The organism is Streptosporangium sp. NPDC048886, from assembly GCF_055586905.1.
On record NZ_JBVJHH010000047.1, the window covers coordinates 1 to 23,992 of the forward strand.

The following is a 23,992-nucleotide window of genomic DNA, read 5'->3' on the forward strand; positions in this document are numbered from 1 at the left end:
TTGATGTAGGTGTCCATCGGATCGCCGGCAGGACAGGGGGCGCCCCCGAGGGTGCACTCGTACCAGTCGTCGTCGACGGCGGCCATGGCCACCGGGAACGTCGTCGCCGGGTCGGCGAGGAAGACCGGGTCGGGGCTGTAGACCAGCGCCGAGCCGTCCAGGCTCACCTGTGCCCTGCCGACCCGGACGGCGCCGAGGTCGGCGTCCGCGTCGGCCGCGGCCGCGTCCAGCAGCGCCGCGGGCCGGATGTCGAGGCTGTGCTTGCCGTTGTCGCTCTTCAGCGCCGGCTGTCCCTTGGCGTTCTTGCCGAAGGAGATGCCCTTGGGCAGATCCACGGGGATGCGGAAGGTCACCGGTCCGGCGGGGCGTTCCCGGATGACGATCTGCTGGCGGAACCCGGTCGCGGTGGCGGTGACGACCAGATCGACGCCCTTGCCGTACACGGAGGAGTAGGTGGCGGCGGGGTCTTGGGGGTGGGAGAGGCGGGAGGGGTGGTGGGGGGTGGCGTGGGGCCCTGGGCGGTCGCGGGTGCGCTCATCAGCGAGAGCGGCATGGTCAGGGCCGCGATCAGGGCAGCGCGGCGGCGCGTCCGGCTGGATGGGCCGGACGCTGTTCGTGATGGGTTCACTCGAGCCTTTCGAACGTATGTGGCAAAACGGAGTGATCATCACACGTGTTGCGATCTTGAGTAAAGATCCTTTTTCGGTAACGGGAAGAGTGGGTTCCGTCACCGCCGGATCTGTGGAGCCGGTAGGGGGTTTGCGGCGTGGTCACTGACCTGGGGCCGGTGTATCTCCACGACCCGCGCCGTTCCTGATGCTCCAGTGACATTTCGCGATCATGGTTCGGATCTGCGCCGGTAGTGGCAGTATCGGGCGGCGGCTTGGTGCCGACGGCGCCAGTCCGACCAGCGCAGGGCATCGGTGAGCGAGTGGTGCCGGGTCAGCAGCAGGGTGGCCGGCAGCCGGCGGATCTCGGACAGTGTCAGCGGGATGCGATCGTCTGTGGTGCTGGGCGGCGGCGACGGCCGCCAGCAGGGTCAGGGCGAGCCGGTCAGGATGATGTGCCGGCGCCCGGCCGTCCAGCCGCGTACCTGGTAGTGGTCCAGTCCGACCTGGCCCTTGGCTGCCTGGAAGGACTCCTCGACCACCCATCGAATTCCGGCGATCTTGACCAGAGCCATCAGAGGAACACGCCGATCCGGCAGTTCTCGATCCGGCCCGCGGTGCCGCTGTATTGCCGCTGCACCCCGGCCGAACCGGCCGGCGATCCGGGCCATCGACTCGTTGAAGATGACCATCCAGCCACCAGGATCCACGCTGTGGTCCGCGGCCACCGCGTGATCTTTCGTTGTCCTCACAGACTCCGAATGATCACGCGATGGCCGTTGTCATGTGCTCCCAACGCCTCAAGATCGTGACCTGTCACTGAAGTACTAGCCCAGCGCGTTGAGGTAGCGGCGCATCCGGCGCTTGGCCCGGTAGCCGACGCGCAGCACGTTGGGCGGGACCTCCACGCGCAGCCGGGCGCGGCGCCGGGCGGCGGCGTGCTGGGGGCCGTCGAGCAGGGACCGGGCGGGGGCCAGGCGTCCCGTCCGGACCTGGGCGACCAGCGTGACCAGCTGGGACACCCAGTCGCTCGCGCCGCGCGGATGGAAGTAGTTGGCCCGGCGCCAGCTCTCCTCCGGGGTGCGCAGCCGCCCCTCGGACAGCTCCTCCAGGGTGCCCAGCAGCCCGCTGCCCTCGAAGACCAGGTTGATCATCTCGGCGCTGACCCCGAAGTCCGACAGCACCAGCAGGGGCACCGACTGGGCGATCGCCTCCAGCGCGGCGGTCGAGCTGACCGTGACGAAACCGGCCGCGTGGGCCAGGTGCTCGTGCATGGGCCCCACGGCGAAGCGCACGGCGCCGGGGCGGACCCGGCCGTCGTCGGCCAGCGACTGCCACAGGCGCTGGTAGTGGTGGCGCTCGTTGTGGGTCTGCCGCTCGGTGTCCAGGGCGCGGAGCTTGACCACCACGTCGAGGTCCGGCCGCCGCTCGGCCAGCCCGGCCAGCGCGAGCAGGATCCGCTCGCGCTCCTCCCTGCGCCTGGGCACCTTGGCCTGGGTGGCGAACACCAGCCGGTCACGCGGCCCGGTGACGGGGACCTCCTGGGCGCCGTGCAGGAACGGCAGCCGGGCCAGGCCCACCGCCCCGCCCCCGCCCAGCTCCCGGCCGATCGCCGAGAACTCCTCGACCTCCCGCTCGCTGTGCAGGACGAACAGGTCGCATCCGCTGCGGAACACCCACGCCTTCTGGGTGGCCGGGACGGAGATCCCCGGCAGTCCGGAGACGAACACCGGTCTCGGGGTCAGGCCGGCGAGCACCTCGCTGACCAGCACGTCCACCACCGGTCCGGTGCAGGCGACCAGCACCACGTCGGGTCCGAGCCGCTCGGCTGCCCGGCGCAGCGCCCGGGCCGACAGCACGGGCGGGTCGGCGGCCGCGTCCGGGACGGCCGCGTGGATCTGGGCCGGGGAGGGCGTGATGGGCGTGCGGATCACCGTCAGCTCCGCCGTACAGCTCGAAGGCAGGTCCGCGAGCAGGTAGGCGGCCCACTTCAGGTAGGAATCCGAGTCGGCCACGGCCAGGATCTTCACCCGGTGACTCCAGTGTCGTGATGGGCGAACATTGACAGATGGGAACGGAGTGAGGGGGCCGCCTGGGCGGTCCACCACTCGTCGGGGACCTCCACCGTCTCCACGGTCACGCCCCGGGCCGACAGCAGGACCCGCAGGGAGGTGACCGCGGTGGACGGCAGGCTCAGCACCCGCTGTTCGGCGGCCAGCCCCCGCAGGGTCATCTCGGCGGGGATCCCGCCGTCGTAGACGGTGATCCCGGGCTGCTCCCCGACCCGGGCGAGATCGTGGGGGTCCTCCCTGCGGTGCGGGAAGTAGGCCACCGGCCCGGACGAGCCGAGCCCGGCCAGCCAGGTGAAGTAACGGTCACGGTGGATCAGGCCGTTGCGGACCAGCGAGGTGCCGAGCACGACGGTGCGCTCCTCGGGGCGCGGCCTGCGCAGGGGCTGTGACCGGAGCCAGGCGAAGTCGTGGGTGACCAGCTCGGCCCCCCTGTCCCGTACGGCCCGCGCCAGCTCGGCGGGGACGGGCAGCGCCGTGAAGATCGACAGCCGGCCGGACCGGGCCGCGGCGCGCAGCCGCAGGCCGGCCGCCGTCCCCAGCGCGCTCCTGAGCCCGGCCCTGAGCGGGCCGGCGGTGGCGCGGGCCCGCAGCAGCGGCGTCCAGATCCGCCCGGCGAGCAGCTCCAGGAGCCTGATGGTGGCCAGGCCGTCGTCGACGATCACGATGCGTCCCGGCAGGGCGGTCAGCCAGCCGGCCTGCACCCTGCCGGAGAACGCGTCGCCGACCGCCCATGTGGTGCCCCGGCGGGGCCTGGGCATCTCGGGCCCGGGGGCGGCCAGCTCCAGCCCGTCGGGAGGGCCGAGCCGGGAGATCTCGCGGCGGGTGAGGACGAGCGGTCGCAGCCCGGCGCGGGGCACCACCCGGGCACGGGCGCCGAGCAGCCCGGCGTGGTGGGCCTCCACGGCGCAGAGCATCTGCAGCGGGGACTCCACCCAGGCTATGGCCGAACCCTGCTCCCGCGCGTGGTCTCGACCGTGCTCCACGCCGGGCGATGACCCGTTCACGACGGCCTCAACCTAACCCGGATGTCTTACATGGCCGGGAACTGCGGGTGAACACCTGAATATGCCCACTTGCGCACTCCGCGGAGACAGATCTACCGTGGTGTACGGAACCGTTTCGTACACTCAGCCGCACCCCAGAGGAGCGAACATGTGGACTCCCGACGACATCCCCGACCTGACCGGCTCCACCGCCGTGGTCACCGGGGCCGGCGGCGGCATCGGGCTGCCGACCGCGGCGCAACTGGCCAGGCACGGCGCCCGGGTCGTCATGACCGTCCGCGACCTCACCCGGGGCGAGGCCGCGGCGGAGACGGTCCGGTCGCAGGCGCCGGGCGCGCGGGTCGAGCTGAGCCGGCTGGACCTGGCCGACCTGGGCTCGGTGCGGGACTTCGCCGCCGCCTTCGACGGGCCCCTCGACATACTGGTCAACAACGCGGGGGTCGGCATGATCCCCCGGCAGACCACCGCCGACGGCTTCGAGATGCAGTTCGGCACCAATCACCTGGGACACTTCGCCCTGACCGGGCTGCTGCTGCCGCACCTGCTGGCCCGGCCCGGCGCCCGGGTCGTCACGGTCTCCAGCGACGCGCACAGCCTGGGCCGGATCGACTTCGACGACCTGGGGCTCGAACGCCACTACGGGCGCTTCACGGCCTACGGCAGGTCGAAGCTGGCCAACCTGATGTTCACGCTGGAGCTGCAGCGCCGGGCGGGGGGACGGTTGCTCAGCGTGGCCGCGCACCCCGGCGCGACGGCCACCGGCATCATGAAGCTGGGCGTGCTCACCAGGCCGGTCAACACTCTCATGCGGCTGGCGATCCAGTCTCCGGACAAGGGTGCGGTCCCCTCCCTTTACGCCGCCACCTCTCCCGAGGTGGCCGGGGGCCTGTTCGTCGGCCCCGGCCCGCGACCGCTGACCCCCTCGCCCAAGGCGCTGGACGAAAGTGTGGCCCGGCGACTGTGGGAGACGTCGGAGGAGCTCACGGGCGTACGATTCAAGGCGATCACACAGCACTCGTGACCCACCGGAGGCACCTTGCGTCTCGACCCCAGGCGAGAGCGGGCGATTCTCGACGCGACCGTGGAACTGCTCTCCGAAGTCGGGTTCGACCGCATGTCCGTCGACCAGATCGCCAGGCGGGCCAGCGCGAGCAAGGCCACGATCTACCGCCGCTGGCCGGGCAAGGAGGCCCTGGTGGTGGACCTGGTCCGCAACCATCTGGAGATCGACGTCGCGCCGCCGCCCGACACCGGGTCGATGCGCGGTGACCTCGTGGCGGTGGTGGCCGGGTTCTGCCGGATCCTGGAGCAGCAGCACAGCCTGGTCTTCGGGCTGGTGCCCGCCCTGCTCACCACCCCCGCCCTGGCGGCCGCCCTGCGCGAGCACGTGCCGCGGCCCGACATCACCGGCACCACCCCGCTGCTCGACCGCGCCCGCGAGCGGGGCGAGCTGCCGGGGCCGGTCGATCCCGGCGAGATAAGGACGGTCACCGAGGCCCTGGTCTGGCACCGGCTGCTCATCACCGGCAAGCCGCTGGACGAGGGCTTCGTCGAGGAGACGGTCGACCGGGTGCTGATGCCGCTGATCCACGCCTGGGCCGGCCCGAAATAATGATCAAAAAGGGTGTTTTCGCAGGTAAAGCGGCCCTCTTTTAAAAGATCTACGATGATGGTGGAGCCCTGGGGCGGAGCGGGGACGGCACGGCGGCCCGCCGGCGGCGCCGCCGCCCGCGAACGCCTGTCACACAGGCGTTTCCCGCTCCGCGCCGGCCGGCGGGCGCGGGCTGGTCGATCTTGAGGATGACCAAGTCTTCCCCCCCGGATCGGGCGTATTCCCAAGTCAAGGCAATGTGCCGCACTTGTAATCGTTTGTCCGGTTCACGTAGCTTCTACTCATTCCTGGTGAACGCCTAGGTCAACCGAGGCCTACACGTTGCCATCACATTGCCCGACCGTGCTCCATCGGAACGGATCACTCCGCCGGTGAGCACGGCCGCCGAATCCGCGAATCTCGCGGAACCGGGGAACCACGTTCTTGGGGTGAATCGGCGCCTCCGCGCGCCGTAGGGCACTTCCCAGCCCGAACCCGTCAGCTAACCCGGTAGGCGGCATGAGAAGCGAAGCAAGGAGTTACACCCCCGCATGGCCAAGAACCGCCTCACCCCCAAGACCCGTCACCTGGCCCGCATCGTTCTGGGCGCCTCCATCGCCCTGGGCGGCACCGTCGTAGCAGTCCCCGCCGCCCTGGCGGACACCCCCGGGCAGGCCCCCGTCGCCGCCCCTCCGGTCGAGGCCTCCAAGACCGCCAAGACCTCCAGGACTCCCCTCCAGGTCCAGGCCGAGCGCCTGCCGAAGGTCACCGCCGCGCAGGTCCTGCACATCGCCGCCAAGCAGGTCGGCGTCTCGGAGAACGCCCAGGGCGGCGGGACGAAGTTCCAGTCCTGGTACGTCTCCTCCGTCCGCGCCAAGGAGACCGTCGCCCGTGACGGCGGCAACGTGCGGGCCTACGCCAACGCCCCCTGGTGCGCGATGTTCGTCTCCTGGGTCGGCGAGCAGGCCGGCATCCGGCCCACCATGGGCTGGGACGCCTACACCGTCGCCCACGCCCAGTGGTTCAAGGACAACAAGCACTGGGGCACCGTCGCCAAGCCCGGCGCCGTCGTCTACTTCGACTGGAACGGCGGCAAGCGCATCAGCGGGATCGACCACGTCGGCTTCGTGAAGAAGGACAACGGCGACGGCACGATCAGCACGATCGAGGGCAACACCGGCAACGGCAAGGTCGAGCAGCGCGTCCGGCCCAAGTCCCAGGTCGTCGGCTACGGCTACCCGGTCTACAGCGGCTGACACGACAGACGCGCAGGCCGTTCCACGGCCACGGGTTCACAGCCACGGGAAGGGGCCCGGCTCATTCGAGCCGGGCCCCTTCCGGCGTCCGCCCACCCCGGCGGCGAGGCCCGCCGAAGCCACCGGATCCGCCGGCGCCCAGGACCCGTCGGGCCGGCCCCACCGTTGATCATCTCAGCGCGCGGTGGGACACCGCCCGCCCGCCGGCGAGGCGGCCTCCCGCACGAAATGTCCTGACGTGTCACCATTTGATGGGAGCGCTCCCAAACAGCTATCTGGGGAGATTGTGAACTACATGCCTGTTCATCCCCCCTGAGCGGCCCAGATGTAACGGTTGAGTTTCGGCATATTGACGTCCCGGTTGCCTATCGTCCACTCTTCGTGGGAGCGCTCCCAAAACGCATTGAGGAAACACCCCATCGCCGGCCGCGTTTGTCGGGGACCGGTCCGCGATGTCACCTCCCACCGATTCGGGCGACCACCTGAGAGGGGTCCGGAATGTTGAACAACAAGCGGCAGGGCAAGCTCGCCGCGGTCGCGGTCATGGCGGCCACCGCCCTGGCGATCACTTCCTGCGGTTCGAGTGAGCCCGCCAAGCCCGCGGCCGGCGGCGGCAGCTCCGCGCCGGCCGCCGAGCCGGTGACCATCACCGTGCACACCTTCGGCGGCGGCGAGAACTTCGGCTACGACAAGGCCGTGGAGACGTGGAACGCCGCGCACCCGAACATCCAGGTCAAGTACCAGAACCTGACGGACCGCTTCGAGGACGTCTACCTGCCCCAGCTGCTCCAGCGCCTGCAGGCCGGCAGCGGCGCGGCCGACATCATCGCCCTGGACGAGGGCGCCATGGGCCTCATGAAGGCCCGCCCGCAGTTCTTCACCGACCTGGCCGAGTACGGGCTGGACAGCCGCAAGGCCGACTTCCCCGCGGCGAAGTGGGACAACGGCATCAACGCCGACAACAAGCTGTTCGCCCTCGGCACCGACATCGGCGGCATGACCATGTGCTACCGCACGGACCTGTTCAAGAAGGCCGGGCTGCCCACCGACCGCGAGGAGGTCGGCAAGCTCTGGCCGGACTGGAACGCCTTCATGGAGGTCGGCAAGAAGTTCCAGGCCGCCAACCCCGGCAAGGGCGACCCCAAGTTCCTCGACGGCCCGAACACCCTCTACAACGTGATCCTGTCGCAGGAGGCGCCGAAGAACGGCAACGTCTCCTACTTCGACAAGGGCAACCAGCTCGTCATCGAGAGCAACCCGGCCATCAAGACCTCCTTCGACACGGTGAAGAGCTTCAGCGAGGCGGGCCTGACCGCCAAGCTCGCCTCCTTCACCCCGCCGTGGAACGCCGCCATCAAGAAGGGCGGGTTCGCCACGATGGGCTGCCCGTCGTGGATGCTCGGCGTGGTCTCCGGCGCGGCCGGTGACGCCGGCAAGGGCAAGTGGGACGTCGCCGCGGTGCCCGGCGGCGCCGGCAACTGGGGCGGCTCCTACCTCGCGGTGCCCAAGCAGAGCAAGCACCCCAAGGAGGCCGCCGAGGTCCTGAACTACCTCACCGGCAAGGAGGGCCACGTGATGGCCTTCCAGGAGGCCGCGGCCTTCCCGAGCTCCATCCCCGCCCAGCAGGATCCGGCGGTCAGCGAGCTGAAGAACCCCTTCTTCAACGACGCGCCCACCGGCCAGATCTTCGGCGCCTCCGTCAAGGATCTGCTCCCCACCTTCCTGGGTGAGAAGCACGCCCAGGTGAAGACGTCGGTGGAGAAGGTCCTGGAGGGCATGGACCAGGGCTCGATCCCCTACGGCGAGGCCTGGACGAAGTTCACCGAGGCCGGCGTCAAGGCAGCGGGCTGATCCCCGGCCCGATCCGTACGGGCCCGGCGGCGGCGACCCCGCGGCCGGGCCCGTCGCCTGCCCTTGAGCTGAAAGGCTGATCCATGACCCTGCACGTCGACACCCCGGCTCCGGCCCGGCCCGGGGCCGGTCGGCCGTCCGGCCACCGGGGCCCGGGACGGGGCGGCGGGCTCGCCAGGTTCGACCTCCGGGCGACCCCCTACTTCCTCGTCTCCCCCTACTTCCTCCTCTTCGCCGTCTTCGGCGTTTTCCCCCTGGGCTACACCCTCTGGGTGTCACTGCACGACTGGGAGCTCGCCGGGGACAAGAGCTTCGCCGGACTCGACAACTACATCGACCTGATCACCGACGAGGCCTTCTGGAACGCGGTGGTCAACACGCTCGGGATGTTCGTCATCTCGACGGTCCCGCAGCTCGTCCTCGCCCTGGTCCTGGCCAACGCGCTCAACAAGCGCATCCGGGGCCGGCTCTTCTTCCGTCTCGGCGTGCTGCTGCCGCTGATCACCTCCGTCGTCGCCGTCGCCGTCGTCTTCACCCAGCTCTACGGGCGCGACTACGGCATGGTCAACTGGTTCCTCGGACTCTTCGGGGTCGACGCGATCAACTGGCAGAACGAGAAGTGGTCCTCGTGGGTCGCCATCTCCACGATGATCGACTGGCGCTGGACCGGCTACAACGCGATCATCCTGCTCGCCGCCATGCAGACCATCCCCAAGGACCTCTACGAGGCCGCCGCCATCGACGGCGCCACGGCCCGGCGGCAGTTCTGGCAGATCACCATCCCGATGCTGCGCCCGACGATCATCTTCACGGTGTTCATCTCGACCATCGGCGGCCTGACGCTGTTCACCGAACCGGTCATGTTCGACGGCAACCCGACGATGGCCGGCGGCACCGACGGCCAGTACCAGACCGTGGCGATGTTCATCGTCAAGGAGGCGTTCCGCGACTTCGACTTCGGCTACGCCGCGGCCGCCGCGTGGCTGCTGTTCGCGCTGATCCTCATCGGCACGCTCATCAACTACTCCTTCACCCGCCGTATCGGGGGTTCCAAGTGACGGCGATCCAGACCCGGCGCTCCGCACGGCCGGAGGCCCGTAACCGCATCTGGGACGCCGGCCCGCTGACGAAGGTCGTCCTGGCCCTCGCCCTCGTGCTGTCGGCCTTCCCGATCTACTACATGTTCATCATGGCCACGCGGACCAACGAGGAGGCGATCGACGTCCCGCCGCCGATGCTGCCCGGCGGGCACCTCGGCGAGAACATCGAGCGGCTGCTGGCCACCGAGGACGCCTACTTCCTCACCGGCCTGGTCAACTCGGCCGTCGTCGCGGTCACCGTGACCCTGTCGGTGGTGCTCATCTCCACGCTGGCCGGCTTCGCCTTCGCCAAGCTGCGCTTCAGGGGCAGCAAGATCCTGCTGGGCCTGATCCTGGTGACGATGATGGTGCCGCTCCAGCAGATGGGCGTGGTGCCGCTGTACGAGCTCATGGTCACCCTCGGCTGGACCGGCCAGCTCAAGGCGGTGATCCTGCCCTTCCTGGTCAACGGGTTCGGGGTCTTCATGATGACCCAGTACGCCACCCAGGCGGTGCCGGACGAGCTGGTCGAGGCGGCCCGCGTCGACGGCGCCTCCACCATGCGGATCTACGCCAACGTCATCCTGCCCGCGCTCCGTCCCGGCATGGCCGTGCTGGCGCTGCTCGTCTTCATGCAGACCTGGAACGAGTTCATGTGGCCGTTGATCGTCCTGAACCCGGACAACCCGGTGGTGCAGACCTCGATCGCCGCGCTCAACCAGGCCCACGGCACCGACTACGTCATGCTGTTCACCGGCACAGCGGCCTCGGTCCTCCCCCTTTTCGTTGTTTTCGTCGCGTTCGGTCGTCAGATCGTCGGCGGCCTCATGGAAGGTGCGGTCAAGGCGTGACCACGCAAGAGACGCAGATTCAGACTCCGGATCTGGTATTCCCGACAGACTTCGTCTGGGGCGCGGCCACCTCCGCCTACCAGATCGAAGGCGCCGTCTCCGAGGACGGCCGCGGCCGGTCCATCTGGGACACCTTCGTCCGGCAGCCCGGCCGGGTGGTCAACGGCGAGAACGCCGACGTCGCCATCGACCATTACCACCGTTACCGCGACGACGTGCGGATGATGGCCGGTCTCGGCCTCGGCGCCTACCGCTTCTCCATCTCCTGGCCCCGGGTCCAGCCCGACGGCAGCGGCGCGATCAACGCCAAGGGCCTCGACTTCTACAGCCGGCTGGTCGACGAGCTGCTCGCCCAGGGCATCGACCCGTGGGTGACGCTCTACCACTGGGACCTGCCCCAGGCCCTGGAGGACGCGGGCGGCTGGCCGGCACGTGACACGTCGAAGCGCTTCGCCGACTACGCGGCGGCCGTACACGGCGCGCTCGGCGACCGGGTCCGCAACTGGAGCACGGTCAACGAGCCGTGGTGCGCGGCGTTCCTGGGATACGCCTCCGGTGAGCACGCCCCCGGCCGGCGCGAGCCGGCACAGGCGGTGCACGCCGCCCACCACCTCCTCCTCGCGCACGGCCTGGCCGCCTCGGCCATGCGCGCCCAGCGGCCCGGCAACAGGATCGGCGGCTGCGTCAACCTCTACGCGATCTCCCCGCAGACCGACTCCGAGGCCGACCGGGACGCCGCCCGCCGCATCGACGGCCTGCAGAACCGCTTCTTCCTGGACGCCCTGCTGAAGGGCGAGTACCCGGCCGACGTCCTGGAGGACCTGGCCGAGGTGACCGGATTCGTCCAGGACGGGGACATGGAGCTCATCTCCGCCCCGCTGGACATGCTCCTGGTCAACTACTACAGCCGCTTCACCGTCTCCGGCACCCCGGGCGGCGCGGCGTCGGCGGCGGCGGCTCCCACCGGGAGCGGTTCCCCGTGGGTCGGCAGCGAGCACGTGTCGTTCGTCGAGGGCGGGCGGCCGGTCACCGCCATGGGCTGGGAGATCGACGACACGGGTCTGCACGAGCTCCTGCTGCGGGTGGCCCGGGAGTACCCGCCGGTCCCGCTGGTCATCTCCGAGAACGGCGCGGCCTTCGACGACGTCGTGGCGGCCGACGGGGTGGTGCACGACCGCGACCGCCTGGACTACATCGACGCCCACCTGCGCACCTGCCACGCCGCGATCGAGGCCGGGGTGCCGCTGGAGGGCTACTTCGCCTGGTCGCTGATGGACAACTTCGAGTGGGCCTGGGGGTACGGCAAGCGTTTCGGGCTGGTGCGCGTCGACTACGAGACCCAGCGCAGAGTTCCAAAAGAGAGCGCTCTCTGGTATGCCGGGACAATCAGGCGTGGAGGCCTGAGCGGTCCGGCAGAATAAGAGGCCGACGGATCTTTTATGGGGGCGAAGAACATGAACGGCGACCGTCGTCCGACGCTTGAGGCGGTCGCGGCCCTGGCCGGCGTCGGCCGCGGCACGGTGTCGCGGGTCATCAACGGCTCGCCGAAGGTGAGCGAGAAGGCCCGCGACGCGGTGCAGCAGGCGATCCAGGAGCTGGGCTATGTCCCCAACCGGGCGGCCCGCGCGCTGGTCACCCGGCGCACCGACACGGTCGCGCTGGTGGTCTCGGAGTCGGAGCTGCGCGTCTTCGACGAACCCTACTTCGCCGGGACCATCCGTGGCATCGGCTCGGCCCTGTCCGAGACCGGTCTGCAACTCATCCTGGCGATGGCCCAGTCGAAGCAGGACCACGAACGGCTGGAGCACTACCTGACCGGGCAGCACGTCGACGGCGTGCTGCTCATCTCGCTGCACGGCGCCGACCCGCTGCCGGGGCGGCTGGAGGCGATGGGCGTGCCGACCGTCATCGGCGGCCGCCCCGTCGGCCTGACCCCCTACAGCTACGTCGACGTGGACAACCGGGCCGGCGCCCGGCAGGCGGTCAAATACCTGCTGGGCAAGGGTCGCCGGCGGATCGCCACCATCGCGGGCCCGCAGGACATGGGGGTGGGCGTGGACCGGCTCGCCGGCTACCGCGACGCGCTGCTGGCGACCGGGATGACCGAGATCGTGGCCTACGGCGACTTCAGCGAGGAGAGCGGCATCACCGCCATGCGCAAGCTCCTGGCCGAGCACCCCGGCCTCGACGCGGTGTTCACCGCCTCCGACCCGATGGCGCTGGGCGCGATGCGGGTGCTGCGGGAGGAGGGCAGGACGATCCCCGAGGACGTCGCGGTGATCGGCTTCGACGACTCGCCCGCGGGGGCGCACTCCTCCCCCACGCTCACCACCGTGCACCAGCCGACCGAGGCGATGGGCCGCCAGATGGCCCATCTCCTCATCGCCCGCATCAACGGCGAGCATCTGGAGCAGCCCGTGGTGATACTGGACACCCACCTGGTGGAGCGGGCCTCCGCCTGACGGGGGCGGCCCGCCTGTGTACCTTCGAGCTGTTGACCTTCCCCTACCTCTACCTCCCTCCCCCGGCGAAAGGACTCTCGTGTCCCGGCAGTTCACCCTCCGCAGCGGCGTCATGCACGCCGAGATCACCGAGCGGGCCGCGGCCCTGCGCGTGCTCCGTCACGGTGAGCGCGACCTGGTGACCAGCTGGCCGGCAGAAGGGCCGATCCCCTACTACAGCGGCACCCTGCTCGCCCCCTGGCCCAACCGGGTCGCCGGCGCCTCCTACACCTTCGGCGGCCGGACCCACCGGCTCGTGGTGAACGAGGAGGACAGGGGCAACGCCCTGCACGGGCTGGTCGCCCAGGCCGGCTGGGAGGCGGTGGAATGGCTCGCCGTGGAGGACGAGCACGGCTTCGTACGGCTGGCGCAGACCATCGCCCCGTCCCCCGGCTACCCGTTCACCCTCGCCCTGCAGGTCCTCTACTCCCTCACCTCCGGCGGGCTGACCACCACGCTGACCGCCGAGAACATCGGCGACGGCCCCGCCCCCTACGGCTGCGGCCCGCACCCCTGGCTGCTGGCGGGCGACTCCGTCGAGGACTACGAGCTGCACCTGCCCGCGACCAGGGTGCTGCTGGTGGACGACCGGCTGCTGCCGCGCTCCCTGGAGGACGTCTCGGGCACGCCGTACGACTTCACGGCCGCGCGCACGGTCGGCGGCACCGCCGTGGACCACGCCTTCACCGGCCTCGTCCCGGACGCCGACGGGCTGGTCCGGGTGCGGGTGAGCGGCCCGGACGGCGGGGTCGAGATCAGCTGGGACGCCGCGGCGCTGCCCTGGGCCCAGGTGTGCACCGGGACCGGGCTCGGCCACCGCGGGCTGGCCGTCGAGCCGATGACCTGCCCGCCGGACGCCTTCAACTCCGGCACCGACCTGGTCGTGCTCCAGCCCGGAGACAAGATCGAGACCTCCTGGACGATCTCCGCCATCTGAGGTGCCGCGATGGACAGCAGGACCAAGCGCCCGCTCACTGCCACCGAGCTCGACGCGCTGGCGCGGCGGGCCCTGGGCAGCGGGGTCACCGCCTCCGCGGAGCTGACCGACGGCTTCGCCAACGCCGTGTGGCGGCTGACGCTGGAGGACGGCCGCGAGGTGGTGCTCAAGCTGTCGCCCCCGCCGGAGCTGGAGCAGCTCCGCTACGAACGCAACCTCCTGCGCACCGAGGCGATGGTCTACGCCCTGGCCGGACCGGCCGGGGTGCCGGGTCCGGAGCTGCTGTGCGCCGGGTTCGACGATCCGGTGCTGGGCGGCGACTACCTCATCCTGTCCGCCCTCGGCGGCGTGCCGTGGAACCGGGTCAGCCCGGCGGAGGCCGACCAGCGCGCGCTCCGCCGGGAGCTCGGCGGCCATCTGGCCCGGCTGAACGCGGTCACCGGCGACGTCTACGGCTACCCGCACGCCGGTCTGACCGGCGGCACCTGGCGGGCCGCCTTCCTGACGATGACCGGCGCGATCCTGGCCGACGCGCGCCGTTACGCGACGCCGCTGCCGAGGCCGGCCGCCGAGATCTCGGCGGTGATCGAGGCGAACGCGGGCGTGCTGGAGGAGGTGACGGCGCCGTCCCTGGTCCACTTCGACGTGTGGCCGGGCAACGTCTTCCTGACTCCCGGCGACGCCCCGCGCATCCAGGCCATCATCGACCACGAGCGGGCGTTCTGGGGCGACCCGCTGGCCGACTTCGTCACTCCGACGATCTTCGGTGAGCTGGACGAGGCCGACGAGATCGTGGCGGGATACCGGGAGGCGGGCGGCGTGGTGGAGTTCACCGACTCCGCCCGGGCCCGGCTGGCCCTCTACCGCCTCTACCTCGCGCTGATCATTCTGGTGGAGAACGGTCCCCGCCAGTATCCGGAGGCGGACTACGCCCCCCTCCGCGACCGGAGCACCGCCTCCCTGGTCAGGGCGCTGGAGCAACTGTCCGGCTAGCCCGTGCGGACGGCGGCGCCGGGCGGGACGGGCCCCGTCCGGCCGACGGCCCGCGGGACGGGCCGGCACCTGGCCGGGGCCCGGCCCCGGAGGTCAGGGCTCCCGAGAGAGCCGGAACATCTCCGACTCCAGGTCGAAGAAGCGCCGGGTCCGGCCGAGGGCGGTCATGCCGAGTCGGCGGCAGACGGCCATGGACGTCGTGTTGTCCGGCATCGTCAGGGCATAGACCTCCTCCAGCCCGGAGGCGAAACCGCGCTCGACCGCGCCCCGGGCCGCCTCGGTCGCGTAGCCGTTCCCCCAGGAGTCGGGGTGGAAGTGCCAGCCCACCTCGACCTCTCCCTCTCCTCCGGGGATCGGCCGGAACAGCACGGTCCCGGCGGCCACCCCGGTGTCGCGGACCTCGACCGCCCAGGAGCCGAAGCGGCGGTCCCGCTCGTGGAAGGCGCGCCAGCCGTCCACCGCCGGTGCCGCCTCGAAGCTGAAGAAGGGCGGCAGCCACCGGGTGACCTCCCGGCGGGAGTAGAGGTCGGTCATCCGGTCGAGGTCGCTCTGGTCGTGGGTCCACAGGCGGACGGTCAGCCGCTCGGTCTCGTAAACGGTCATGGGGCCAACTCTCGCCCAGCCGGGCCGCCGGGCGCATCACCCGTCAGGCGGACCCGGCGGGGCCGGCGACGAGCGGGAACCGGTGTGCCGATCAGCTCAGCTCGTGTCCTGTGGTGGCGTCGACGTGGCCGGGGACGGGTCCGTGCCTGTCGCCGACGCTCATCGTGCCGGCCGGTTCGAACATCAGGATCGAGGCTCCCTCCGGGGAGAAGGGTCTGTGCTCGACGCCGCGCGGCACCACGAACACCGCTCCCGCGGGCAGCGTGACGACCCGCTCTCCGGCCGCCGCGCGCAGGGCGATGCGCAACTCGCCGTCCAGTACGAGGAAGAACTCGTCGGTCTCGTCGTGGGCGTGCCAGATGTGCTCGCCCGCCACCTTGGCGATCCGGACGTCGTAGTCGTTGACACGGGTGACGATCCGCGGGCTCCAGAGGGCGTCGAAGGCACTCAGCGCGGTCGTCAGGTCGATGGGTTCGCTGGTCACATGCCCATCGTCGGGGCTGGCGGCCGGCCCGCGCGAGTGCTAGGAATCGCATATGCCGCATGAATCCTCGCATCCGAGCCACCGGGTCGTGGTGATCGCCGACGAGGGTTCCAACCCCTTCGAGCTGGGGGTGGCCACCGAGCTGTTCGGGCTGCGCCGCCCGGAGCTGGACCGCCCCTGGTACGACTTCACGGTCTGCACCCCGCGGCCCGGCGTCCGGATGCACGGCGGCATGTTCACGCTGTCCGGCACCGCCGGACTGGAGGCGGCGGACGACGCCGACACGGTGATCGTGCCCAACCGCCCCGACCCGGAGACGGAGCCCTCACCAGCCGTGGTCGAGGCCGTACGGCGGGCGGCCGGGCGTGGAGCGCGGCTGGTGAGCTTCTGCACCGGGGCGTTCACGCTGGCGGCGGCCGGCGTCCTCGACGGCCGCCCGGCCGCCACGCACTGGCGCTGGGCCGAGCTGTTCGCCGCCCGCCACCCCGCGGTGCTGCTGCGGCCGGACGTCCTGTTCGTCGACGACGGGGACGTGCTGACGGCCGCGGGGAGCGCGGCCGCGCTGGATCTGGGCCTGCACCTGATCCGCCGCGACCACGGCGCCGAGGTGGCCAACTCCGTCAGCCGCCGCCTGGTGTTCGCCGCCCACCGTGACGGCGGCCAGCGCCAGTTCGTCGAACGCCCGGTGCCCGCCGTGCCCGACACCTCGCTCGCACCCGTTCTCGCCTGGGCCCTGGGGCGGCTGAACCGGCCGCTGACCGTGGCGGGGCTGGCCGCCCACGCCGCGGTCAGCCCGGCCACCCTGCACCGGCGCTTCCAGGCCGAGCTCGGCACCACCCCGCTGGCCTGGCTGAGCGCCGAACGGGTGGCGCTGGCCTGCAGGCTCATCGAGCGCGGCGAGCTGCGGCTGGACGCGGTCGCGCGGGCCAGCGGCCTGGGGACGGCCTCGAACCTGCGGGCCCAGATGCGGCGGCGGACAGGGCTCAGCCCCACCGCCTACCGCCGCCGGTTCGGACCGGCCGGCAGGTGAACGACCTACCGCCGCCGGTTCGGACCGCCGGCAGGCGAACGGCCCCCGTCAGGCGCGGGGCAGCTCGGCGAGCATGATGGGCGTGGTGGTGGGCTGCTCGGAGCCGCCCGCCGGTTCGACGGTCAGGCCGACCCGGTCGTCGCCCCGGAGCGGAGTGGCGGTGACCGGGACCGTGACACCGCCCGCGGCCCGCTCCAGCAGGCCGGCCGGCCGGACGCCGTCGGGCCCCATCAGCCACAGCTGGTAGACCCGGGAGGCGGGCAGCGGGGGGAGCCCCGTGGCGGTGAACACCATCTTCCCCTCGGAAGGTGACATCACCGTCGTGCCGGTGCCGCCGGAGGAGACGGGGTGCCTGACCGTCCTGGCGTCGGGTGCGGCCATCACGGCCACGACCTGCCGGAGCGTGTCGCGCTCCCGCCGGGCGTCGACGGCGACGACGCCGAGAACCACCGCGGCGGCGCTCGCCACCGCGACCAGGGCCACCGCGACGCGCCCCCGCCAGGCGGGGCGGGACTCAAGCCGTATCACCTCGCGGGGCCGCGGCCCGGTGCCGGCCGCCGGCAGCGGCGGCTCCTGGCGGACCTCGGCGATCTGCGCCATGACGCGGGCGCGCAGCGTGGCGGGCGGGGCCTCGGCGGCGGCCACGGCCAGCCGCGCTGCGGTCTCCGACAGGCCGCGCACCTCTATGGCGCAGGCCTCGCACCTGGCCATGTGGTCCTCGAAGAGCGCGACCTCCCGCTCGGGCAGCGCGTGCAGCGCGTAGGCGCCGGACAGGGTGTGGAGGTCCTCGTTCATCGTTCCACCCCCATGCAGTCGCGGAGCCGGACGAGCCCGTCGCGCATCCTGGTCTTGATCGTGCCCAGTGGCACCCGGAGCAGCCCCGCCACCTCCGGATAGCTGTAGCCACCGTAGTAGGCGAGGGTCACGGCCTGCCGCTGGAGCTCGGTCAGGCCGCCGAGGCAGCGGCGCACCCGCTCCCCCTCCAGCCGGGTGGTGACCGCCTCGGAGACCTGGTCGTAGGCGACCTCCCCGGACATCCTGGAGGCCTTCTCCTCCCGGTCGGTCGCGGCCTGCGCGGACCGGACCCGGTCCACCGCGCGGTGGTGGGCCATGGTCATCACCCACGACAGCGCGCTGCCGCGCGCCCGGTCGTAGCGGGAGGCGGTCCGCCACACCTCGACCAGGACCTCCTGCGTCACCTCCTCGGCCTGGGCCCGGTCGCGCACCACCCGCCGGGCGACGCCGAAGACCGGACCGGCCAGCAGGTCGTAGAGCTGCTCGAAGGCCCGCTCGTGCCCCAGCGCCACCTGGGCGAGGAGGTCCTCCAAGCCAGGTCCCCCGCCGGGGGCCGGCGCCCCCGAGGGCTCACGTTCTGTCCTCACACCCGCCTATTCGACACCGGGCAGGGATCGGATTGCCGGAAAACCTGTTCACTTCGAGAACTCTGTGCCAGTATTTCATTAGGTGATGAATTATGGATGAGAACACATGCGTGATCGCCGGGGGCGGCCCGGCGGGAGCCGTGCTCGCCCTGCTGCTGGCACGGTCCGGCGTCCAGGTGACGCTGCTGGAGAAACACGGCGACTTCCTGCGCGACTTCAGAGGGGACACCATCCACCCCTCGACCCTGCAGGTCCTCGACGAGCTGGGCCTGGCCGGGGAGTTCGGCCGACTGCCCCACCGCAAGGCGCACACCATGTCCCTGCAGACCGACGAGGCCACGGTGCCGATCGCCGACCTGTCCAGGCTCCCGGGCAGATACAACTACATCGCGTTCGTGCCGCAGTGGGACTTCCTCAACCTGGTGACCGGCGCCGCCAAGCGGTATCCCACCTTCCGCCTCGTCATGAACGCCGAGGTGGTCGGCGTGATCCGCGAGGGAAACGCGGTGCGCGGGGTCCGCTACCGCGACGCCGGCGGCGAGCACGAGCTGCGCGCGGCGCTCACCGTGGCCGCCGACGGCCGCCACTCCGACGTGCGCCGGGCCGCCGGGCTCGTCCCGGTGGAGCACGGCGCGCCGATGGACGTGCTGTGGTTCCGGCTGCCGCGCGAGCCGGCCGATCCCGCCCAGCCGTTCCTGCGGGTCTCCGCCGGCCACATGATGGTGGCGATCAACCGCGAGACCTACTGGCAGCTCGCCTACCTGATCCCCAAGGGGGGCTTCGACGCCCTGCGGGCCCGGGACATCGACGCGCTGCGCGCGCCGGTCGCCGAGCTGCTGCCCTTCCTCAAGGAACGGGTCGGGCTGCTGTCGGGCTTCGACGACGTGAGCATGCTGTCGGTCGCGCTCAACCGGCTGCGCCGCTGGCACCGTCCGGGCCTGCTGGTCATCGGTGACGCGGCGCACGCGATGTCACCCGTCTTCGGCGTCGGCATCAACCTGGCCGTGCAGGACGCGGTGGCCGCGGCCAACCTGCTGGCCGGGCCGCTCCTGGCCGGGGCCGGGATCCCCGAGTCCCTGCTCGCCGCGGTCCAGCGCCGCCGTACCCCGCCCACCGTGGTCACCCAGTTCGCCCAGCGCGCGGTGCAGGCCCGGCTGATCCGTCCCGCCCTGTCCGGGGACGCCGGTCCGGTGCGGGTGCCGCGCGACATCTCCCGCATCCCGGTGATCGGGGCCCTGGCCCGCCGTTTCATCGGTTTCGGCGTGCTTCCCGAGCATGTCAGGACTCCGGCGGTGTCTCAGCATTCATAAAGTCCTTCTCAGTCCGTGGACAATCGGGTCGGTCCGCACAGCCGGTTGCAATAGCCTGGTATGTCGTGAGCATCAACCTCGATTCCTGGCGGCAGCTGCCTGCGGCGCAGCAGCCCGAGTGGCCCGACCGCGGCGAGCTGGACAAGGTCGTCGCCGAACTGCAGGGGCTTCCCCCCCTGGTCTTCGCGGGGGAGTGTGACAACCTCAAGGCCGACCTGGCGGCCGTGGCGCGGGGCGAGGCCTTCGTTCTGCAGGGCGGTGACTGCGCCGAGACGTTCGCCGGAGCCACCGCCGACGACGTGCGCAACAAGCTGAAGACGCTGCTGCAGATGGCGATCGTGCTCACCTACGCGGCGAAGGTGCCGGTCGTGAAGATCGGCCGGATGGCCGGGCAGTTCGCCAAGCCGCGTTCCAAGGGCACCGAGACCCGCGACGGCGTGGAGCTGCCCGCCTACCGGGGCGACATGGTCAACGGCTTCGACTTCACCCCCGAGTCCCGCGTCCCCGACCCGTGGCGGCTGCTGCGCGCCTACCACTCCTCCGCGGTGACACTGAACCTGGCCCGCGCCTTCACCAAGGGCGGCTACGCCGACCTGCGCCAGGTGCACGCCTGGAACCAGGACTTCGTGATCGAGTCCCCGGCCGGCAAGCGTTACGAGCAGCTCGCCCGGGAGATCGACCAGGCGCTGGCGTTCATGCGCGCCTGCGGCGCCGAGCCGGAGGAGTTCCACAGCGTGGAGTTCTACTCCTCCCACGAGGCGCTGATCCTGGACTACGACCGGGCGCTCACCAGGATCGACTCCCGGACCGGCGAGCCGTACGACGTGTCGGCGCACATGGTCTGGATCGGCGAGCGCACCCGCCAGCTCGACAGCGCGCACGTGGAGTTCTTCTCCCGGATCCGCAACCCGATCGGCGTGAAGCTCGGCCCGACGACCACGCCGGAGGACGCCCTCGCGCTGATCGAGAAGCTGAACCCGGACAACGAGGCCGGGCGGCTGACGTTCATCACCCGGATGGGCGCGTCGAAGATCCGTCAGCACCTCCCCGAGCTGGTGGAGAAGGTCACCGCCAGCGGCGCCCAGGTGGCGTGGATCTGCGACCCCATGCACGGCAACACCTTCGAGGCGCCCAGCGGGCACAAGACCCGCCGCCTGGACGACGTCCTGAACGAGGTGGCGGGCTTCTTCGACGTCCACCGCGAGCTCGGCACCCACCCCGGCGGCATCCACATCGAGTTCACCGGCGACGACGTGACCGAGTGCGTGGGCGGCGGCGCGGAGATCGTCGAAGACGACCTGGCGCTGCGCTACGAGACGGCGTGCGATCCGCGCCTCAACCGGAGCCAGTCGCTCGACCTGGCCTTCCGGGTGGCCGAACTCTACCGCTCGGTCTGAGCCTCCCGCCGGACCTCTCCGAGGGCTCACATGCGAAAGCCCCGCGCCGTCACCGGTTGCGGGGCTTTTCTGGCTCGGGTGTCAGTTCTTCTGCACGCCCATCTCGTTCGCGAGCTCGGTCCGGATCGCGTCCATGTCGAGCGCGCGGACCTGGCCGATCAGGTCCTCGAGGGCGGCCTCGGGCAGCGCGCCGGGCTGGGCGAAGACGACGATGCCGTCGCGGATGGCCATGATCGTCGGAATCGAGGTGATCTCGAAACCCTGGGCCAGCGCCTGCTCCGCCTCAGTGTCGATCTTGCCGAACTTGATGTCGCCGTGCTTCTCCGACGACTTCTCGAAAATCGGCCCGAACGTGCGGCACGGCCCGCACCAGGCCGCCCAGAAGTCCAGCAGGACGATCCCCTCGTCGGCGATCTCGTTGAAGTTCTTCTCGGTTACCTCGATGGTCGCCACCGTTGGCTCCTCTTGTCTCGTCCGCCGCTTGTCTACGGCTTTCCTGTCGCGTCCGTACGGCTCGCATAACCACTTACCCCCGCCCGGCATTCCATCCACCCCCACGGCCCCCCAGACCTCTCCGGCGACGCGAACAGGGAACGCACTTTTTACGTGTTCATTCAAACGTGATAGATGTTAGGAACCTGATCGATCGCCACCGGGGCCGGGGCGGGACGGTCTCACTGCCGTACCGACTGGGGAGTCCTCGTGAAATGGGTTGTTTTCGGCTACGCCGGGGTCATCAGCTTCCCGCCGCCCGAGCACGCCGGCGCTCTGCTGCCGCAGACCGTCGACGTCGCGCCGGAGCGGTTCTGGCCCGCCTACTGGGAGGACCGGCGGGCCTACGAACTCGGCGCGGTGGACGCCCGCCACTTCTGGGCCGGGGTGTGCGCGCGGCTGGGCAGGACCGCCGACCTGGATCTCATCGAGGTGCTGTCCGCCCTCGACCTCAGGGCGTGGACCCATCTCAACCCGGACACCATGACGCTCGTGAAGGAGCTGGCCCGCCGGAACGTCCCGCTCGCGCTGCTGTCGAACACCCCGGTGGAGCTGGCCCGCCTGATCGACGGCCGGCCCTGGGCCCGCCTGTTCCGGCACCGGTTCTTCAGCGCCGACCTGCGGCGGGTCAAACCCGACCCGCAGGCGTTCCGGCAGATGTGCGAACGGCTCGGCGCGCAACCGGGCGATCTGCTGCTCGTCGACGACAGGCCGGAGAACGTCGCCGCGGCCGAGGCCGTCGGGATCGAGTCCGTGCTGTTCACCGACGCCCTCCGGCTCCGTTCCGACCTCGCCCGGACGCCGGCCGCGGGGGCCGCTCGGTGAACCACCGGAGGCAGCCGCCCGGGCCGGCCGGGGCTCAGCCGGCCTCGACGCGCAGCACAGTGATGGCGTACTGGGCCGCGATCTTCTCGAAGGGCATGATCACCAGGGTGCCGTTCCGGTAGCGGACGCGGGCCTGGCTGCTCTCCCCACCGGCTTTCTGCCACAGGTCGGCGACCGGCGTGGCCTTCCCCGTCGTGGGGTCGAGCCTGGTGAGCCGGGGGACGGGCTCGTTCCTTCCGCCCGCCTCCATGACCAGCGCCCCCTTGTCGTCGGCGTCGACGAAGGTGAGCATGTTGGCGCCGGTGCCCGAGGACTTCCACAGCTGCCTGCCGCTCGCCAGGTCGAAGGCCAGCACCTCGTCACGGCTGATCCCGCCCCCCTCCGTGTTCTCCGGGAAGGTGGCCATGTAGAGCACACCGCCGCGCACCAGGGCGCGGAACTCCTTGTAGCCGCCGTCGATGTAGATCGTGTCGTTCAGCCGCAGGAGATCGGCCTTGGTCCCGGTGTCGAACTCGCGGAGCTTCCTGCCCTTCTCGTCCAGCACGAGGATGTAGGACTTGTCGCCGCCTCCCCACGCCGCCACCACCGGGTCGGCCGAGAGCAGGTGCTCCGGCCCCCCGTCGTCGTCGGTGATCCGGTGCTCCCCCTTGAGGGCGCCGGTCTTCCCGTCGAGCACGACGACGCTGTCACCGCCCCGGTAGCAGTTCAGGTTGGCCACCACCTGCTTGGGCGAGGCGACGACCTCGGTGACCGTGCAGACCTCCGAGGCCTTCGACGTCCACTCCTTCTTCCCGTCGGAGAGCCGGTAGGCCGACACCTCCTTGTCGGTCCGCACGACCGCCAGGTCGCCGGCGAGCGCGAGGCCGGGAGCGTGGAGGCTCCGGGTCCGGTCGTCCTGCGACGCCGGCCCCGGGATCCTGACCTTCCAGAGCACTTTGCCGGACTTGGCGTCGACGCCCGCCAGGCGGTCGCAGACCTTCGTGGTGCCGTAGGCGAAGGCGCCCCTGCCGCCCGCGATCTCGGGGGTCGCCGCGCACAGCTGCTCCCCCGGCGACGGCGTGCCCCAGACCCGCTTGCCGGTCTTGAGGTCGTAGGCGAGCACGCCGTCCTTCTGCACCCGGATCGCGGCGGTCTCGCTCACCCAGGCGCCGAAGGCGATCGAGTTGTCGGTGCCGATGACCTCGGTGTCGGCGGTGGTGAACGGCACCTGCCAGTCGCCGTCGCCCCCGCCGGACCCGCCGAACCCCCCGGAGACGACCCAGGCGGTACCGCCGCCGAGGCCGGCCAGCAGGACGAGGGCCAGCGCCACGAAGAGCACCGTCCTGCCGGTCCTCCGCTTCGCGGGGGGCTGCTCGGGCCGCCCGCCGTGCTGCCCGGGCGGCTGCGGCGGGTACTGCTGCGCCCCCGGCGGGTACGGCTGCTGCTGCCCTGGCGGGTGGGGCTGCTGTCCGGGCGCCCCCTGCGGGTAGGGCTGGCCCGCCTGCGGGTACGGCTGCTGCCCAGGCGCCCCCTGCGGGTACGGCTGCTGACCCTGCGGGTACGGCTGGGATCCCTGCGGGTAGGGCTGGCCCGCCTGCGGGTACGGCTGCTGACCCTGCGGATACGGCTGCGGCCCCGGCGGGTACGGCTGTCCCGCCTGCGGATGGGGCTGCGGCCCCGGCGGCGCCTGGTGGGGCTGGGGATATCCCTGGGGAGGGAGGTTGTGCGGGTCTGTCATCTCGTCTCT

23 protein-coding genes, 1 pseudogene and 1 riboswitch are annotated in these 23,992 nt (G+C 71.2%); of the genes and pseudogenes, 14 read left to right on the forward strand and 10 right to left on the reverse strand.

Annotation, left to right across the window (positions count from 1 at the left end):
- The 4 genes and pseudogenes from ACZ6R6_RS40200 to ACZ6R6_RS40215 all read right to left on the reverse strand — a co-directional run.
- The coding region (locus ACZ6R6_RS40200; protein ID WP_470102182.1) for a hypothetical protein at nucleotides 1-443 on the reverse strand (443 nt) is incomplete at its 3' end.
- Between the two features lie 395 nt (nucleotides 444-838).
- Nucleotides 839-1,192: pseudogene (locus tag ACZ6R6_RS40205) on the reverse strand (IS701 family transposase); the annotation flags it as partial.
- 243 nt (nucleotides 1,193-1,435) lie between these two features.
- Nucleotides 1,436-2,638: a DUF6716 putative glycosyltransferase gene (locus ACZ6R6_RS40210; protein ID WP_470102183.1), complete on the reverse strand. Its 1,203-nt coding sequence runs from the start codon at nucleotides 2,636-2,638 to the stop codon at nucleotides 1,436-1,438.
- Nucleotides 2,635-3,684 (reverse strand): hypothetical protein, encoded by a 1,050-nt coding sequence (locus ACZ6R6_RS40215; protein ID WP_470102184.1) that lies wholly within the window; start codon nucleotides 3,682-3,684, stop codon nucleotides 2,635-2,637. The genes ACZ6R6_RS40210 and ACZ6R6_RS40215 overlap by 4 nt, the downstream gene beginning before the upstream one ends.
- Nucleotides 3,685-3,832: 148 nt before the next feature.
- Here ACZ6R6_RS40215 and ACZ6R6_RS40220 point away from each other — a divergent pair, with 148 nt between their 5' ends.
- The 10 genes from ACZ6R6_RS40220 (at nucleotide 3,833) to ACZ6R6_RS40265 (ending at nucleotide 14,743) form a co-directional block, all read left to right on the forward strand.
- A complete protein-coding gene (locus ACZ6R6_RS40220) occupies nucleotides 3,833-4,705 on the forward strand; it encodes an oxidoreductase (RefSeq protein ID WP_470102185.1) in 873 nt (290 codons plus the stop codon).
- Nucleotides 4,706-4,720: 15 nt separating this feature from the next.
- On the forward strand, nucleotides 4,721-5,296 hold the full coding sequence (locus ACZ6R6_RS40225; protein ID WP_470102186.1) for a TetR/AcrR family transcriptional regulator: 576 nt from the start codon (nucleotides 4,721-4,723) through the stop codon (nucleotides 5,294-5,296).
- A 372-nt stretch (nucleotides 5,297-5,668) separates the two neighbouring features.
- Nucleotides 5,669-5,806: riboswitch (cyclic di-AMP (ydaO/yuaA leader) on the forward strand.
- A gap of 20 nt (nucleotides 5,807-5,826) precedes the next feature.
- The gene (locus ACZ6R6_RS40230) at nucleotides 5,827-6,531 is read left to right on the forward strand and encodes a CHAP domain-containing protein (protein ID WP_470102187.1); all 705 of its coding nucleotides are present in this window, start codon (nucleotides 5,827-5,829) and stop codon (nucleotides 6,529-6,531) included.
- Between the two features lie 498 nt (nucleotides 6,532-7,029).
- Nucleotides 7,030-8,382 (forward strand): ABC transporter substrate-binding protein, encoded by a 1,353-nt coding sequence (locus tag ACZ6R6_RS40235; RefSeq protein ID WP_470102188.1) that lies wholly within the window; start codon nucleotides 7,030-7,032, stop codon nucleotides 8,380-8,382.
- Between the two features lie 83 nt (nucleotides 8,383-8,465).
- Complete coding sequence (locus ACZ6R6_RS40240) at nucleotides 8,466-9,440, forward strand: carbohydrate ABC transporter permease (RefSeq protein WP_470102189.1); 975 nt, start codon at nucleotides 8,466-8,468, stop codon at nucleotides 9,438-9,440.
- Nucleotides 9,437-10,312 carry a carbohydrate ABC transporter permease gene (locus ACZ6R6_RS40245; protein WP_470102190.1) on the forward strand — a complete coding sequence of 292 codons (876 nt, stop codon included), beginning with the start codon at nucleotides 9,437-9,439 and terminating at the stop codon, nucleotides 10,310-10,312. The genes ACZ6R6_RS40240 and ACZ6R6_RS40245 overlap by 4 nt, the downstream gene beginning before the upstream one ends.
- A complete protein-coding gene (locus ACZ6R6_RS40250; RefSeq protein ID WP_470102191.1) occupies nucleotides 10,309-11,733 on the forward strand; it encodes a GH1 family beta-glucosidase in 1,425 nt (474 codons plus the stop codon). Before ACZ6R6_RS40245 ends, ACZ6R6_RS40250 begins: the two co-directional genes overlap by 4 nt.
- A gap of 33 nt (nucleotides 11,734-11,766) precedes the next feature.
- Nucleotides 11,767-12,774 (forward strand): LacI family DNA-binding transcriptional regulator, encoded by a 1,008-nt coding sequence (locus tag ACZ6R6_RS40255; RefSeq protein WP_470102241.1) that lies wholly within the window; start codon nucleotides 11,767-11,769, stop codon nucleotides 12,772-12,774.
- 79 nt (nucleotides 12,775-12,853) lie between these two features.
- A complete protein-coding gene (locus tag ACZ6R6_RS40260) occupies nucleotides 12,854-13,750 on the forward strand; it encodes an aldose 1-epimerase family protein (RefSeq protein WP_470102192.1) in 897 nt (298 codons plus the stop codon).
- Between the two features lie 9 nt (nucleotides 13,751-13,759).
- Nucleotides 13,760-14,743 carry a phosphotransferase family protein gene (locus tag ACZ6R6_RS40265; RefSeq protein WP_470102193.1) on the forward strand — a complete coding sequence of 328 codons (984 nt, stop codon included), beginning with the start codon at nucleotides 13,760-13,762 and terminating at the stop codon, nucleotides 14,741-14,743.
- Nucleotides 14,744-14,836: 93 nt separating this feature from the next.
- Here ACZ6R6_RS40265 and ACZ6R6_RS40270 read toward each other — a convergent pair whose 3' ends face one another.
- Together ACZ6R6_RS40270 and ACZ6R6_RS40275 are read right to left on the reverse strand one after the other, a co-directional pair.
- Nucleotides 14,837-15,346, reverse strand: coding sequence for a GNAT family N-acetyltransferase (locus tag ACZ6R6_RS40270; protein WP_470102194.1), 510 nt, complete (start codon nucleotides 15,344-15,346; stop codon nucleotides 14,837-14,839).
- Between the two features lie 91 nt (nucleotides 15,347-15,437).
- Complete coding sequence (locus ACZ6R6_RS40275; RefSeq protein WP_470102195.1) at nucleotides 15,438-15,830, reverse strand: cupin domain-containing protein; 393 nt, start codon at nucleotides 15,828-15,830, stop codon at nucleotides 15,438-15,440.
- A gap of 52 nt (nucleotides 15,831-15,882) precedes the next feature.
- Between ACZ6R6_RS40275 and ACZ6R6_RS40280 the strand changes: the two genes are divergently transcribed.
- Nucleotides 15,883-16,860, forward strand: a complete 978-nt coding sequence (locus tag ACZ6R6_RS40280) for a helix-turn-helix domain-containing protein (RefSeq protein ID WP_470102196.1) — start codon at nucleotides 15,883-15,885, stop codon at nucleotides 16,858-16,860.
- A gap of 48 nt (nucleotides 16,861-16,908) precedes the next feature.
- Here the strand turns inward: ACZ6R6_RS40280 and ACZ6R6_RS40285 are convergent, their stop codons facing one another.
- A complete protein-coding gene (locus ACZ6R6_RS40285; RefSeq protein WP_470102197.1) occupies nucleotides 16,909-17,655 on the reverse strand; it encodes an anti-sigma factor in 747 nt (248 codons plus the stop codon).
- Nucleotides 17,652-18,188, reverse strand: a complete 537-nt coding sequence (gene sigK, locus ACZ6R6_RS40290; RefSeq protein ID WP_470102198.1) for an ECF RNA polymerase sigma factor SigK — start codon at nucleotides 18,186-18,188, stop codon at nucleotides 17,652-17,654. The genes ACZ6R6_RS40285 and sigK overlap by 4 nt, the downstream gene beginning before the upstream one ends.
- Before the next feature lie 146 nt (nucleotides 18,189-18,334).
- Between sigK and ACZ6R6_RS40295 the strand changes: the two genes are divergently transcribed.
- Entirely contained in the window at nucleotides 18,335-19,552 is a 1,218-nt protein-coding gene (locus ACZ6R6_RS40295) for an FAD-dependent oxidoreductase (protein ID WP_470102199.1), read from the forward strand.
- A gap of 65 nt (nucleotides 19,553-19,617) precedes the next feature.
- Nucleotides 19,618-20,949, forward strand: coding sequence for a class II 3-deoxy-7-phosphoheptulonate synthase (locus tag ACZ6R6_RS40300; protein WP_306858239.1), 1,332 nt, complete (start codon nucleotides 19,618-19,620; stop codon nucleotides 20,947-20,949).
- A gap of 81 nt (nucleotides 20,950-21,030) precedes the next feature.
- On the opposite strand, the gene trxA is transcribed toward ACZ6R6_RS40300, so the two are convergent.
- Nucleotides 21,031-21,402, reverse strand: coding sequence for a thioredoxin (gene trxA, locus ACZ6R6_RS40305; protein WP_306858238.1), 372 nt, complete (start codon nucleotides 21,400-21,402; stop codon nucleotides 21,031-21,033).
- A 249-nt stretch (nucleotides 21,403-21,651) separates the two neighbouring features.
- Between trxA and ACZ6R6_RS40310 the strand changes: the two genes are divergently transcribed.
- Entirely contained in the window at nucleotides 21,652-22,266 is a 615-nt protein-coding gene (locus ACZ6R6_RS40310; protein ID WP_470102200.1) for an HAD family hydrolase, read from the forward strand.
- Between the two features lie 34 nt (nucleotides 22,267-22,300).
- Here the strand turns inward: ACZ6R6_RS40310 and ACZ6R6_RS40315 are convergent, their stop codons facing one another.
- Nucleotides 22,301-23,983: an outer membrane protein assembly factor BamB family protein gene (locus ACZ6R6_RS40315; RefSeq protein WP_470102201.1), complete on the reverse strand. Its 1,683-nt coding sequence runs from the start codon at nucleotides 23,981-23,983 to the stop codon at nucleotides 22,301-22,303.
- Nucleotides 23,984-23,992 lie beyond the last annotated feature (9 nt).